Source organism: Kitasatospora sp. CM 4170, from assembly GCF_032110285.1.
Lineage (GTDB): Bacteria > Actinomycetota > Actinomycetes > Streptomycetales > Streptomycetaceae > Kitasatospora > Kitasatospora aburaviensis.
Window position 1 is genome coordinate 6,002,089 of the sequence record NZ_CP134877.1, and the last position, 14,673, is coordinate 6,016,761.

Consider the following 14,673-nt stretch of genomic DNA (forward strand, 5'->3'; position numbering starts at 1 on the left):
CCCGCTAGGGACGCAGCTTGCAAGGGACGCCTCGTGGCGTCCCTTCGTCGTGTCCGGGGGCGTTCGCGTCGGTCACGGCCGGATACAGTCGCCGCGGGGGCCCTGGTCGGTGGAGGGCCCCGGCGAGCGAAGAGGAGTCCGGCGCGTGCACCTGAAGAGCCTGACCCTGCGCGGGTTCAAGTCCTTCGCCTCCGCCACCACCCTGCGGTTCGAGCCCGGGATCACCTGTGTGGTGGGGCCCAACGGCTCCGGCAAGTCCAATGTGGTGGACGCGCTCTCCTGGGTCATGGGGGAGCAGGGCGCCAAGTCGCTGCGCGGCGGCAAGATGGAGGACGTCATCTTCGCCGGGACCAGCGGGCGCGCCCCGCTCGGCCGCGCCGAGGTCAGCCTCACCATCGACAACTCCGACGGCGCGCTGCCGATCGAGTACGCCGAGGTGACCATCACCCGGACCATGTTCCGCAACGGCGGCAGCGAGTACGCGCTCAACGGCGACACCTGCCGGCTCCTCGACATCCAGGAGCTGCTCTCCGACTCCGGCATCGGCCGCGAGATGCACGTCATCGTCGGCCAGGGGCAGCTCGACTCCGTCCTGCACGCCGACCCGATGGGCCGCCGCGCCTTCATCGAGGAGGCGGCCGGCGTCCTCAAGCACCGCAAGCGCAAGGAGAAGGCGCTGCGGAAGCTGGACGCGATGCAGGTCAACCTCAACCGCGTCCAGGACCTGGTGGCCGAACTGCGCCGCCAACTCGGCCCGCTCGGCCGGCAGGCGAAGATCGCCCGGCGCGCCGCCGGCATCCAGGCCGACCTGCGCGACGCCCGGCTGCGCCTGCTCGCCGACGATCTCCTCACGCTGCGCAGGGCCGTCGAGGCCGAGGTCGCCGACGAGCTGGCGCTGAAGCTGCGCCGCTCCACCGTCGAGCAGGAGCTGGCCCGCGCGCTGCAGCGCGAGGCCGTTCTGGAGGCACAGGTCCAGCAGCTCGGTCCGGGCCTGGAGGCGGCCCGGCAGACCTGGTACCGGCTCTCCGCACTGGCCGAGCGCACCCGCGGCACGGTCGGCCTGGCCGAGGCGCGGGCCCGGCACGCGGCCGCCGGTGGACAGGTCGAGGAGCGCCGCGGGCGGGATCCGGAGGAGCTGGAGCGGGAGGCCGAGCGCGTCCGGGAGGAGGAGGCCGCGCTGGCCGAGGCGCTGGAGGAGGCCCAGTACGCGCTGGCCGAGGCGGTCGAGACCCGGGGCGGGCTGGAGCGCGCGCTCGCCGCGGAGGAGCGGCGGCTGAAGGACGCCGCCCGGGCGATCGCGGACCGCCGGGAGGGCCTGGCCCGTCTCCAGGGGCAGGCCGCGGCCGCGCGCTCCAAGGCGGCCGCCGCCGAGGCCGAGACCGGCCGGCTCGCCGAGGCCCGGGACGAGGCGCTGCTGCGTGCCGAGGCGGCCCGGCGGGAGTACGAGGAGCTGCGCGAGCAGGTCGGCGGCGCGGCCGGGGAGGACGAGCGGGCTGACGCCGCGCACGAGGCCGCCCGGGAGCGCCTGGCCGCCGTCGAGAAGGACCTCGCCGCCGCCCGGGAGGCGGCCGGCGCCGCCGAGCGCGAGCGGGCCGGGCTGACCGCGCGGCACGAGGCACTGGCGCTGGGGCTGCGCCGCAAGGACGGCACCGGGGCCCTGCTGGCGGCCGGCGACCGGCTGGCCGGCCTGCTCGGCCCGGCCGCGGCGCTGTTGCGGATCGACCCCGGCCACGAGATCGCCCTCGCGGCGGCGTTCGGCGCGGCGGCCGACGCGGTGGCGGTCGACTCGCCCGGCGCCGCCGCCGAGGCGCTGCGCCTGCTGCGCAAGGAGGACGCCGGCCGGGCCGCCCTGTTGATCGCCGGTGCGCCCGAACCGTCCGTCCCGGCCGGGCCGTTGCCGGGCGGAGCCCGCTGGGCGGCCGAACTGGTGGACGGGCCGGCCGAGTTGCGCCCGGCCGTGCGGGCGCTGTTGGCGGGCGTCGCGGTGGTCGGCTCGCTCGACGGGGCCGTGGCGCTGGTGGCCGCCCACCCCGACCTGACCGCGGTCACCGCCGACGGCGACCGGCTCGGCGCGGGCTTCGCGCACGGTGGTGCGGGCGGCGCACCGAGCCTGCTGGAGACCCAGGCGGCGGTCGACGAGACCGCCCGGGCGATCGAACAACTGGCCGGTCGCTGCGCCGAGTCGGCCGACCGGCTGGCCGAACTCACCGAGCTGCGCCGGGAGTCGGCGGCCGAGCTGGAGCAGCTGGGCGCCGACCGGCGGCGGGCCGAGAAGGAGCGGGCCGAGGTCGCCGGTGCGCTCGGCCGGCTCGGCGGGCAGGCCCGCGCCGCCGCCGGAGAGGCCGAACGCCTCACCGCGGCCGCCGCCCGTGCCGAGGAGGGCGTGGCCCAGCTGCTGGCCGCCGCCGAGGAGCTGGCCGAGCGGCTCGCGGTCGCCGAGGAGTCGGTGGAGGAGGGCGAGGACGAGCCGGACCCGGCCGAGCAGCAGCGGCTGGCCGGCGCCGCCACCGCGGCCCGGCAGGGCGAGCTGGAGGCCCGGCTCGCCGTGCGCACCCACGAGGAGCGGGTCCGGGCCCTGAGCGGCCGCGCGGACCAGCTGGACCGGGCCGCCCGGGCCGAGCGCGAGGCGCGGGCCCGGGCCGCCGAACGCCGCCGGCGGGCCGAGCACGACGCCGGGGTGGCGAACGCCGTCGCGGCGGGGGCCCGGCAACTGCTCGCCTGCCTGGAGGTGTCGCTGGCCCGCGCGGACGCCGGCCGGGCCGCCGTCGAACGGGCGCGCGCCGAGCGCGAGGCGGAGCTGAAGGAGCACCGCGAACACGGCCGCGAGCTCAAGTCGGAGCTGGACAAGCTGGTCGACGCCGGGCACCGGGACGAGGTGCTGCGGGCCGAGAAGCGGCTGCGGATCGAGCAGCTGGAGTCCCGGGCCCTGGAGGAGTTCGGCATCGAGGGCGGCGAGCTGCTCGCCTCGTACGGGCCGGACCGGCTCGTCCCGCCGTCGCCCGGGGCGTCGGCCGGCGACGGCGCCGCCGAGGACGGCCGGGAGGCCGGCGAGCCGCGCCCGTACAACCGGGCCGAGCAGGAGAAGCGGCTGAAGGCGGCTGAGAAGGCCTTCCAGCAGCTCGGCAAGGTGAACCCGCTCGCCCTGGAGGAGTTCGCGGCGCTGGAGGAGCGGCACCGGTTCCTCGGCGAGCAGCTGGACGACCTCAAACGGAGCCGGCGCGACCTGCTGGACATCGTCCGGGACGTCGACGAGCGGGTCGAGCAGCTGTTCACCTCCGCGTTCCACGACACCGCGGCCCAGTTCGAGGGCGTCTTCGCACGGCTGTTCCCGGGCGGGGAGGGCCGGCTGGTGCTGACCGACCCGGAGTCCATGCTGACCACCGGCGTCGAGGTGGAGGCCCGCCCGCCCGGCAAGAAGGTCAAGCGGCTCTCGCTGCTCTCCGGCGGCGAGCGCTCGCTGACCGCGGTGGCGCTGCTGGTGTCGATCTTCAAGGCCCGGCCCAGCCCGTTCTACGTCATGGACGAGGTGGAGGCGGCGCTCGACGAGACCAACCTGCGCCGGCTGGTCGCGATCATGGAGGAGCTGCGGGAGAGCTCCCAGTTGATCGTGATCACCCACCAGAAGCTCACCATGGAGTCCGCCGACGCCCTGTACGGCGTGACCATGAAGGGCGACGGCATCTCCCAGGTGATCAGCCAGCGTCTGCGCCGGGGCCCCTCCCCGGACCCCCGGCGGCCGGACGGGGCGGCCCGGGGCGCATCGGTGTAGCCCGGCTGCGGTCCATCCGGAGCCCCGTCACGGATACTGGGTTCCGTTATGGAATACGTGATTCTTGCCGTAGTCATCGCCGTGATCGTCATTGGTGCGATCGCCGGCCTCGTCGTTTCCGGCAGACGACGCCAGCAGCTGCCCCCGAAGTCGCAGGCGCCGGTCATCACGGCGCCCAAGCCCACACCGAGCGAGCCCCAGGTCGGCGAGGAGGCCGCGCCGCCGACCGAGGAGCCCCGCCGCACCGTCGAGGAGGTGGAACTTCCCGAGGCCGAGGCCGTGACCGTCCCCGAGACGGTCGAGGAGGAGGTCCCGGCCCTCGAAGTCCCCGAGCCCACCGCCGGCCGGTTGGTCCGGCTGCGGTCCCGGCTCTCGCGTTCGCAGAACTCGCTCGGCAAGGGCCTGCTCTCGCTGCTCTCCCGGGAGCACCTGGACGAGGACACCTGGGAGGAGATCGAGGAGACCCTGCTGACCGCCGACGTCGGCGTCGCCCCCACCCAGGAGCTGGTCGAGCGGCTCCGCACCCGGGTGAAGGTGCTCGGCACCCGCACCCCGCAGGAGCTGCGCGGGCTGCTGCGCGAGGAGCTCGTCGAGCTGATCGGCACGGACGCCGACCGCACCGTCCACTCCACCAAGCACGCGGAGGGCCCGGCGGTCGTCCTGGTCGTCGGCGTCAACGGCGTCGGCAAGACCACCACCACCGGCAAGCTGGCCCGGGTCCTGGTCGCCGACGGCCGCAAGGTGGTGCTCGGCGCCGCCGACACCTTCCGTGCCGCCGCCGCGGACCAGCTGCAGACCTGGGGCGAGCGGGTCGGCGCGCGGACCGTGCGCGGCCCCGAGGGCGGCGACCCGGCCTCGATCGCGTTCGACGCGGTCAAGGAGGGCATCGCCGAGGGTGCCGACACCGTGCTGGTCGACACCGCCGGCCGACTGCACACCAAGACCGGCCTGATGGACGAGCTGGGCAAGGTCAAGCGGGTCGTCGAGAAGCACGGCCCGGTGGACGAGGTGCTGCTGGTGCTGGACGCCACCACCGGTCAGAACGGCCTGATCCAGGCCCGGGTATTCGCCGAGGTGGTCGACATCACCGGCATCGTGCTGACCAAGCTGGACGGCACGGCGAAGGGCGGCATCGTGGTCGCGGTCCAGCGCGATCTGGGGGTGCCGGTCAAGCTGATCGGTCTCGGCGAGGGCGCGGACGACCTGGCGCCGTTCGAACCGGGTGCCTTCGTGGACGCGCTGATCGGGGACTGAGCCCCGGTCGCCACCGGTGAAGGGTCCGCTCCGCGAGGGGCGGGCCCTTCGTCGTACCCGCTGCCGTGCGGAAGGAGCGAGGACGCCGTGAGCCGGAGGCACCCCCGGCCGGCGGCCGGGGGAGAGCGGCGTCGGAGTGCCGACCGTCGGCACCGGGCAGGGGCGGACCGGCGGCGAGCGGGCGAATTACGACGCGAGCCAGGCGGGCTCGGCGGTGCGCTCGCGGCCGCGGTGGCAGGCGTAGGCGAGGGTGCCGAGGAGCAGCCGGGCCTCGGGCGGGCAGCCGGCGTTGTCGCGGGTGGGGCGGCGCAGCCAGCGGACCGGGCCGAGACCGCCGAGCACGGTGGGCGGGGCGGCGACGTAGCCGCCCTCGCCGTGGCAGGCGAGGTCGAGGGCGGCGTCGTCCCAGCCCATCCGGTACAGCAGGTCGGGCAGTCGGCGGGCGGTGCCGGCGGCGACCAGGAACTGCAGCCGGCCGGTGGGTGCGGCCAGCACCGGGCCGACCTGGGTGCCCATCCGCTCCAGCCGGACCAGGGCCTGCAGGCCGGCCTGCTCGGGGACGTCCAGGACGTCGAAGGCGCGACCGGTGGGGAACAGCACCGAGACGTCGGCGCCGGACCGGGCGGCGGGCTCGTCGCCGGGGACGGGGTGCAGGCCGGGGGCGGCGCAGCGGGGCGTGCCGCACCGGCAGCGGGCCGGGTCGCCGGTCGGCGCGGCCGGGGTGCCGACGGCGACCGCCCAGCCCCAGCGGCCGGTGTACTCCGCGGCGGCCTGGGACGCGGTGACCCGGGTGCGGCGGCGCACCCCCAGCGGGGCCAACCGCAGGTGCCCCAGTCGAAGTTCGCCGAACAGGTTGTCCATGCCTCCCCCAACAGGTTCTCGTTGCCGATGGTTACGGGACGGTGACTTTGTGTTGATTGTCCGTTGCGTGGTGCGTTGTGCGGTGGCGGCGCGCAGCGCGTGGCGTGCGCCTGTTGCGGTGGTGCGCCTCGGGCGCCCCTTGTGGCGGTCGGGGCCGATGCCGGATCGTCGTGTGCGCGAGACGGCCGTCGATCAGAGCGGGCGGCAAACTCGCCTGTGGCTGCTGTGGGTTGCCGTGCTGAGCCGGATTCCGGTGGGGACTTGGCGGCCCGCATATGCCGGGCCGTCGGGACTACCCAGTGAAGCGTGTGCGGACTTGCTTCGGTTCACTCCTGGGGGTGGCGAAAGGTGGCGTTTCGCCAGGGCCGCTCCCCGGGCTGTTGCGCAAAGCATTACGTTCAGCACACGGACATCGTCGGAGAGTCCGCTCCGAGCCCAAGGGGGGCGGGAGTTGAGGAAACTGACGCCGCGTCCGCGACGATGGCACACCAGTGCGACCAACGGTTCGGTGTGCGGTTCCTACCGCACCTCAGGTACGGCACGTCTGGCAAGAGCCCGCAACCGTCGGGCGGTCACGATCGGGGGCCCCGGAGCAGGGGCCGGGCGGGATGGGGACGTTACCCATGGCAGAGAAGCAACCCAATGAGAAGCTGACCACGTGGTTCACCCGCAGTGGCTGGTCCAAGGGGGAGTTGGCCCGCCAGGTCAACCGCCGGGCCCGTCAGATCGGCGCCCATCACGTCTCCACCGACACCTCTCGGGTGCGCCGCTGGTTGGACGGCGAGCAGCCCCGCGAGCCGATCCCGAAGATCATGTCGGAGCTGTTCTCGGAGCGCTTCGGTTCGGTGGTCTCCATCGAGGACCTCGGGCTGCGGGCCGCCATCCCGGTCTCCACCGTCGGCGGCGGCGTCGACCTGCCGTGGAGCGCGCCGCAGACCGTCCAGCTGATCAGCGATTACTCACGCAGCGACCTGATGCTCAACCGGCGCGGCTTCCTGGGCACCTCGCTCGCCCTGACGGCCGGCGCCGCGCTGATCGAGCCGATGCAGCGCTGGCTGGCCCCCGGCCCGACCGGCGCGCCCACCCCGATCCTGGCCGCGGTCAACGGTGGCGAGGCGTTCACCGGCCGGCTCTCCGAGCCCGAGCTGGAACTGCTGGAGCAGACCACCGTCATGTTCCGGCAGTGGGACGCCCAGAACGGCGGCGGGCTGCGCCGCAAGGCCGTCGTCGGCCAGCTCCACGAGGTCACCGACCTGCTCCAGGAGACCTACCCCGAGGCGACCACCAAGCGGCTGTTCCGCCTCACCGCCGAGCTGGCCCACCTGGCCGGCTGGATGTCGTACGACGTGGGCATGCACCCGAGCGCGCAGAAGTACTACGTGCTGGCGCTGCACGCGGCCAAGGAGGCCGGCGACCGCCCGTTCGGCGCACTGATCCTCACCGACATGAGCCGCCAGATGATCCACCTGAACCGGGGCGAGGACGCCCTGGAGCTGATCCACCTGGCCCAGTACGGCAGCCGGGACACCGCCACCCCGCGCCAGCAGTCGCTGCTCTACGCGATGGAGGCGCGCGCCTACGCCACCATCGGCGAGGTCAACCGCTGCGCCCGGGCGGTCCGGCTGGCCGAGGACACCTTCACCGACATCCGCGAGGGCGACGGCGACCCGGACTGGCTGAAGTTCTTCTCGCCGGCCGAGCTGAACGCCGAGAACGCGCACTCCTTCCGCGACCTCGCCTACCACTCCGACAACGCCGCGCTGTACGCCTCGATGTCCGCCCCGGTGATGGAGCGCGCGGTCGACCTGTTCCGCCAGGACGGCGACCACGTCCGCTCCTACGCCTTCAACCTGATCGGCATGGCCAGCGTCCACCTGCTGCAGAACGAGGCGGAGCAGGCCGCGGTGATGGCCGAGCAGGCGGTGGACATCGCCGGCAAGGTCCGCTCGGAGCGGCTGAACTCCCGGGTGCGCAAGACCACCGAGGCCGCCGCGGCCCGGTTCAAGGGCGTGGACGCGGTGAACCGGCTCCAGGAGCGGGTGGTCCAGGACATCCCGGAGTACGTCTCGGTGGTCTGATCGCGGCGTTCGAGGCGCTCCCGGCCTTCCCGGCCTTCCCGGCCTTGCGGTCGCCTTGGCGGCCGCCTGCCCGGCGCTCCTCCCGGCCGTTCCGGCGCCCGGCCTGCCCGGCGCGGGCATCCCGGTCCCCGCGCCACGCGCCCCCCTCTCCCGAACTCCGCCCACCCCCCGCCGACCGTGCCGGCCGCCGCCGCCGCGGTCGGCGGCCGTTTCCGGCGGGCCCACGTGACGGCCGGCTTCCGCCACGTTCGGTGGCCGGCGCGGCACTCCGCGTGCCGGGCGGCGGAACGGTAACCCATCCGGCGCCCCGGCGTGGCCGTGGTTCACGCAGGTGTAACCCTGTCGTCGCCGCCGTCACGGTCGTGAAACAACGGGCCGCATCGGCGGAAACCAGCCTTCGGCACTCTCCTACTCATCGCCGACACCCCGGGTGGCACGGGACAGGTAACCCGGGTGTGGAGCGGCTTCCATTCATGAGGAGACGCCGATGCCGGACGGCTTCAGCGCAGGCGATACCGCCTTCGTGCTCATTTGTGCGGCCCTGGTCATGGTGATGACCCCGGGCCTGGCCTTCTTCTACGGAGGCATGGTCAGGGCCAAGAGCACGCTCAACATGCTGGCGATGAGCTTCCTCTCGCTGGGCATCGTCAGCGTGCTCTGGGTCCTCTACGGGTACTCGCTCAGCTTCGGGCCCGACTCGGGCGCCGGCCTGATCGGCAACCTGGACTACCTGGGGATGCGCGGCATCGGCCTGAACGACCTCGCCGGGACGATCCCGGTGACCGCGTTCTCCGCCTTCCAGCTGATGTTCGCGATCATCACCCCGGCGCTGATCAGCGGCGCCGTCGCGGACCGGGCCAAGTTCACCGCCTGGGGCCTGTTCATCGCCCTCTGGGTGACCGTCGTGTACTTCCCGGTGGCGCACTGGGTCTTCTTCTTCGACGGCGGGAACGGCGGCTGGCTCGGCGACCGCAACGGCGTGATCGACTTCGCCGGCGGCACCGCCGTGCACATCAACGCGGGTGTGGCCGGCCTGGCGCTCTGCCTGGTCCTCGGCAAGCGGGTCGGCTTCAGGAAGGACCCGATGCGCCCGCACAGCCTGCCGCTGGTGATGCTCGGCTCCGGGCTGCTCTGGTTCGGCTGGTTCGGCTTCAACGCCGGCTCGGCGCTGGCCGCCAACGGCGTCGCCGCGATGGCGCTGGTCAACACCCAGGTCGCCACGGGGGCCGCGCTGGTCGGCTGGCTGATCTACGAGAAGCTCCGGCACGGCGCGTTCACGACGCTGGGCGCCGCCTCCGGCGCGGTGGCCGGCCTGGTCGCGATCACCCCGGCCTGCGGCTCGGTCAGCCCGCTCGGCGCGGTGGCGATCGGCCTGATCGCGGGCGCCGTCTGCGCCGCGGCGATCAGCCTCAAGTACCGCTTCGGCTTCGACGACTCGCTCGATGTGGTCGGCGTGCACGCGGTCGGCGGCGCGATCGGCTCGCTGCTGGTCGGCCTCTTCGCCACCGGCACCGTCGGCCAGACCGCCAAGGGCCTGTTCTACGGCGGCGGCCTGGAGCAGCTCGGCAAGCAGGCGATGGGCGTGGCCGTGGTCGCCGTCTACTCCTTCGTGCTCTCCTGGCTGCTCGCCAAGGCCATCGACAAGACGGTCGGCTTCCGGGTCGCCGAGGAGGTCGAGGTGGCCGGCATCGACCAGGCCGAGCACGCCGAGTCCGCGTACGACTTCAGCGCGGTGGGCGCCGGTCTGGCCCGCACCGTCGTGGCCCCGGCCGCGGCCGTGGTCGCCGCCCCGACCGCGTCCGCCACCACCGCCGCCGCCGAGCCCGCCGCGAAGGGCGCGGCGAAGAGCACCGCGACCAGCACGGCGAAGAACACCGAGAAGACCGAGGTCGACGCCTGATGAAGCTCATCACCGCAGTCATCAAGCCGCACCGCCTGGACGACGTGAAGGCCGCCCTGCAGGCCTTCGGAGTGCACGGCCTGACCGTCACCGAGGCCAGCGGCTACGGCCGCCAGCGCGGCCACACGGAGGTCTACCGGGGCGCGGAGTACACCGTGGACCTGGTGCCCAAGGTCAGAATCGAGGTCCTGGTCGAGGACGACGACGCCGATCAGCTGATCGACGTACTGGTGAAGGCGGCCAGGACCGGCAAGATCGGCGACGGCAAGGTCTGGAGCGTCCCGGTCGACACGGCCGTCCGGGTGCGGACCGGTGAGCGCGGCCCCGACGCCCTCTAGCAGCTCCGGGCGCTCCCTCTAGCATTCAGCTCGATCGACCCGCAGGCGGGCCTGCGACCACCCCGTGGTCGCAGGTCCGCTGACGGCGTATCAGTGCCGCTCGCTCAATCGCACGACGACGGACGGGGACTCCGATGGCCACCGAAACCGACCCGCCCCACCTGCCCGCCGACGGACCGGGGTCGCCGCCCGGTCGCCGGCCGGAGCGCGAGGAGCTTCCCGACTACGGTGCCGCCCGGGCCCGGCTGCTGGAGCGTCCCGACCTCACCGGGAGCGCCCGCCGCACCGCCCTGGCCGCGCTCACCGACGACTGGCTGGCCGGCCTGCTCGCCGCGGCCGGCGCCCCGGCCGGCGTGGCCCTGGTCGCCGTCGGCGGTTACGGGCGCGGCGAGCTCTCCCCGCGCAGCGACCTCGACGTCCTGCTGCTGCACGACGGCCCGCTCGACCCGGAGCTGCCCGAGCGGATCTGGTACCCGGTCTGGGACTCCGGTGCCGCCCTCGACCACGCGGTGCGCACCCCCGCCGAGGCCCGCGCGGTCGCCGCCGCCGACCTCAAGGCGCAGCTGGGCCTGCTGGACGCCCGGCACGTCGCCGGCGACCCGGCGCTCACCGCCGGGCTGCGCTCCGCCGTCCTGGCCGACTGGCGGGCCGGGGCCGCCGACCGCCTGCCCGGGCTGCGCGAGCTCGGCCGGGAGCGCGCCGAGCGCCACGGCGAGCTGTCCTTCCTGCTGGAGCCGGACCTCAAGGAGGCCCGCGGCGGCCTGCGGGACGTCGTGGCCCTCAACGCGGTCGCCGCCACCTGGCTGGCCGACGCCCCGCGCGACGGCCTGGACGCCGCCGCGCTGCGGCTCGCCGACGTCCGGGACGCGCTGCACCTGGCCACCGGCCGGGCCACCGAGCGGCTCAGCCTCCAGGACCAGGACCAGGTCGCCGAGCGGCTCGGCGTGCTGGACGCCGACACCCTGCTGCGCCAGGTCTACGAGGCCGCCCGCACCATCGCCTACGCGAGCGACGTCACCTGGCGGGCGGTGGACCGGGTGCTGGCGGCCCGCTCCGGCCGGGGCCGCCGGATGTCCCGGCTCGCCTTCCCGTTCACCGGAGCCGGGCGCGGCGCGGGGGCGGTCGCCCGGGGCGCGGTCGAGCGCCGCCCGCTCGCCGAGGGCGTCGTCGAGCAGGACGGCGAGGCGGTGCTGGCCCAGGGCGCCCGGCCGGCCGCCGACCCGGTGCTGCCGCTGCGCGCCGCGGCCGCCGCGGCCCAGAACGGGCTGACCATCTCCTACGCGACCGTGCGCCGGCTGGCCGCCGAGTGCCGCCCGCTGCCGGTGCCCTGGCCGGACGAGGCGCGCGAACAGCTGGTCACCCTGCTCGGCGCCGGCGAGGCCTGCCTGCCGGTCTGGGAGGCGCTGGAGGCGGAGGGGCTGATCACCCGGCTGCTGCCGGACTGGGAGCGGGTCCGCTGCCGGCCGCAGCGCAACGCGGTGCACCGCTGGACGGTGGACCGGCACCTGGTGGAGACGGCGGTGCGGGCCGCCGCGATGACCCGCCGGGTGGCCCGGCCGGACCTGCTGCTGGTCGCCGCGCTGCTGCACGACATCGGCAAGGGCTGGCCCGGCGACCACAGCGAGGCCGGCGAGGTGATCGTCCGCGACGTGGCGGTCCGGATGGGCTTCGACCGGGAGTCGGTGGAGACGCTGGGGATGCTGGTCCGCCATCACCTCACCCTGGTGGACACCGCGACCCGGCGGGACCCGGACGACCCGGCCACCGTGGAGGCGATCACCAAGGTGGTGGCCACCCTGCCGCAGCTGGAGCTGCTGCACGCGCTGACCGAGGCCGACGCCACCGCCACCGGCCCGGCCGCCTGGAGCCGCTGGCGGGCCTCGCTGGTGGACGGGCTCACCGCCCGCGCCGCCGCGCGGCTGGCCGGCGGCTACCCCCTGCCGACCTCCGGCGCCGGCCATCACGAGGAGCCGACCGCCGAGCAGGAGCGGTTGGCGGTGGAGGCCGCCCGGACCGGCGGGCCGGCGCTCTCGCTGCTGGCCCAGGCCGAGGTGTCGGCCCGGACGGCGGCCCCGGCCCGGGCCGGGGAGGGCGCGGCGGAGCCGGGCGCGGGGGAGGAGGGACCCGAGCCGATGGGCGTCCGGCTGACCCTCGCCGTCCCCGACCGGCCGGGCCTGCTCGGGACCGTCGCCGGGGTGCTGGCGCTGCACCGGCTGACCGTCCGCTCGGCCGGTCTGCGCGAACTGGACCCGATCGGCGCCGGGCCGGTCCTGCTGCTGTCCTGGACGGTGGCCGCCGAGTTCGGCGAGCTGCCGGAGGCGGCCCGGCTCCGGGCCGACCTGCGGCGGGCGCTGGAGGGCTCGCTGGACGTCGCGCGCCGGCTCGCCGAGCGCGACGCGGCCGCCCCGCGCCGCCGCGGCATCCCCACCCCGCCGCCGCTGGTCGCGGTGGCCCCGGCGGTGGCCTCGGCCACGGCGACCGTGCTGGAGGTGCGCGCCCACGACGCGCCGGGCCTGCTGCACCGGATCGGACGGGCGCTGGACGGGGCCGGCGTCCGGGTCCGGACCGCGCACGTCAGCACCATCGGCGCGGACGCCGTCGACTCCTTCTACCTGACCGACGAGGCGGGCCGCCCGCTCAGCCCGCAGCGGGCCGGGGAGGTGGCGGCCGCGGTCCGGGCGGCGCTGGGCTGAGCCCCCGGGGGTGCCGGGGCGCGCGGCCTCGCGGACCCCCGGTACCTCCGGGACCCCGGCGCCCCCGGGCCTCCCGGGGGGCCGTGCGGGGCCGTCCACCCAGGGGTGGAGACCGTTCCCGGGGCGGCCGGATACCCTTGGGGGCGACGACCGTACCGATACCGATGCCGCAGAGGACCCGCGACGACGTGTTCGACACCCTTTCCGATCGCCTCGCAGCGACGTTCAAGAACCTCCGGGGCAAGGGCCGCCTCAGCGAGGCGGACATCGACGCCACCACCCGCGAGATCCGCATCGCGCTGCTGGAGGCGGACGTCGCGCTGCCGGTCGTGCGGGCCTTCATCAAGCAGGTCAAGGAGCGCGCCCTCGGTTCCGAGGTCTCCGGCGCGCTGAACCCGGCCCAGCAGATCGTCAAGATCGTCAACGAGGAGCTCATCGCCATCCTCGGTGGCGAGACCCGCCGGGTGAAGTTCGCCAAGAACGGCCCGACGGTGATCATGCTCGCCGGTCTCCAGGGTGCCGGTAAGACCACCCTCGCGGGCAAGCTCGGCCACTGGCTGAAGAAGCAGAAGCACACCCCGCTGCTGGTCGCGTGCGACCTCCAGCGCCCCAACGCCGTCAACCAGCTGCAGGTCGTCGCCGAGCGCGCGGGCGTGGCCTTCTACGGCCCGCAGCCGGGCAACGGCGTCGGCGACCCCGTGCAGGTCGCCCGCGACTCGATCGAGTACGCGAAGCAGAAGCAGTACGACGTCGTCATCGTCGACACCGCCGGCCGCCTCGGCATCGACGCCGAGCTGATGCAGCAGGCCGCCGACATCCGGGCCGCGGTGAACCCGGACGAGGTCCTGTTCGTCGTGGACGCGATGATCGGCCAGGACGCGGTCACCACCGCCCAGGCCTTCCTCGACGGCGTCGACTTCACCGGTGTGGTGCTCTCCAAGCTCGACGGCGACGCCCGCGGCGGTGCCGCGCTGTCGGTCGCGCACGTCACCGGCCGGCAGATCATGTTCGCCTCCAACGGCGAGAAGGTCGACGACTTCGACGCCTTCCACCCGGACCGGATGGCCTCGCGCATCCTCGGCATGGGCGACGTGCTCTCGCTGATCGAGAAGGCCGAGCAGACCTTCTCGCAGGCCGAGGCCGAGAAGATCGCCTCCAAGCTGCAGGGCGGCGGCAAGGACTTCACGCTCGACGACTTCCTGGCCCAGCTGGAGCAGGTCCGGAAGATGGGCTCGATCTCCAAGCTGCTGGGCATGCTGCCCGGCATGGGCCAGATCCGCGAGCAGATCAACAACATCGACGACAAGGACGTCGACCGGGTCGGCGCCATCATCAAGTCGATGACCCCGGCCGAGCGGACCGACCCGAAGATCATCAACGGCTCGCGCCGGCTGCGCATCGCCAAGGGTTCCGGCGTCCAGGTCGGCGAGGTCAACAACCTGGTCGAGCGGTTCTTCGAGGCCCGCAAGATGATGTCCGCGATGGCCTCCGGCAAGGGCATCCCGGGCATGCCGGGGATCCCGGGCATGGGCGGCGGCTCGAAGAAGTCCGCCAAGAAGGCCCCCGTGGCCAAGGGCAAGCGCAAGAGCGGCAACCCGCTGAAGCGGGCGCAGGAGGAGGCCGCGGCCGCCGAGCGCCGCGCCCTCGGCCCCGGCCAGGGCCCGGCCCAGGACGGCGGCGCGTTCGGCCTCGGCGCGGGCAAGGGCCCGGCCGACTTCGAGCTCCCCAAGGAGTTCAAGGACCTGCTGTAGGTCCGGAGCCCGCGGATCCCGGGGCCGGC

General features: G+C 74.7%; 8 protein-coding genes. 7 read left to right on the plus strand and 1 reads right to left on the minus strand.

Annotated elements, in window-relative coordinates; genetic code table 11:
* Positions 1-145 precede the first annotated feature (145 nt).
* Positions 146-3,769, plus strand: coding sequence for a chromosome segregation protein SMC (gene smc, locus RMN57_RS25700; protein ID WP_313765672.1), 3,624 nt, complete (start codon positions 146-148; stop codon positions 3,767-3,769).
* Between the two features lie 48 nt (positions 3,770-3,817).
* A complete protein-coding gene (ftsY, locus tag RMN57_RS25705; RefSeq protein ID WP_313765673.1) occupies positions 3,818-5,023 on the plus strand; it encodes a signal recognition particle-docking protein FtsY in 1,206 nt (401 codons plus the stop codon).
* A gap of 186 nt (positions 5,024-5,209) precedes the next feature.
* On the opposite strand, the gene RMN57_RS25710 is transcribed toward ftsY, so the two are convergent.
* The gene (locus RMN57_RS25710; RefSeq protein WP_313765674.1) at positions 5,210-5,884 is read right to left on the minus strand and encodes a bifunctional DNA primase/polymerase; all 675 of its coding nucleotides are present in this window, start codon (positions 5,882-5,884) and stop codon (positions 5,210-5,212) included.
* A gap of 623 nt (positions 5,885-6,507) precedes the next feature.
* On the opposite strand from RMN57_RS25710, the gene RMN57_RS25715 reads away from it, so the two are divergent.
* The 5 genes from RMN57_RS25715 (at position 6,508) to ffh (ending at position 14,644) form a co-directional block, all read left to right on the plus strand.
* Positions 6,508-7,962, plus strand: a complete 1,455-nt coding sequence (locus RMN57_RS25715; RefSeq protein WP_313765675.1) for a hypothetical protein — start codon at positions 6,508-6,510, stop codon at positions 7,960-7,962.
* Between the two features lie 487 nt (positions 7,963-8,449).
* Positions 8,450-9,862 carry an ammonium transporter gene (locus RMN57_RS25720; protein WP_313765676.1) on the plus strand — a complete coding sequence of 471 codons (1,413 nt, stop codon included), beginning with the start codon at positions 8,450-8,452 and terminating at the stop codon, positions 9,860-9,862.
* Entirely contained in the window at positions 9,862-10,200 is a 339-nt protein-coding gene (locus tag RMN57_RS25725; RefSeq protein WP_313765677.1) for a P-II family nitrogen regulator, read from the plus strand. The genes RMN57_RS25720 and RMN57_RS25725 overlap by 1 nt, the downstream gene beginning before the upstream one ends.
* 134 nt (positions 10,201-10,334) lie before the next feature.
* Positions 10,335-12,893: a [protein-PII] uridylyltransferase gene (locus RMN57_RS25730; RefSeq protein ID WP_313765678.1), complete on the plus strand. Its 2,559-nt coding sequence runs from the start codon at positions 10,335-10,337 to the stop codon at positions 12,891-12,893.
* 188 nt (positions 12,894-13,081) lie between these two features.
* Entirely contained in the window at positions 13,082-14,644 is a 1,563-nt protein-coding gene (gene ffh / locus RMN57_RS25735) for a signal recognition particle protein (protein WP_313767962.1), read from the plus strand.
* The last annotated feature ends 29 nt before the right edge of the window (positions 14,645-14,673 follow it).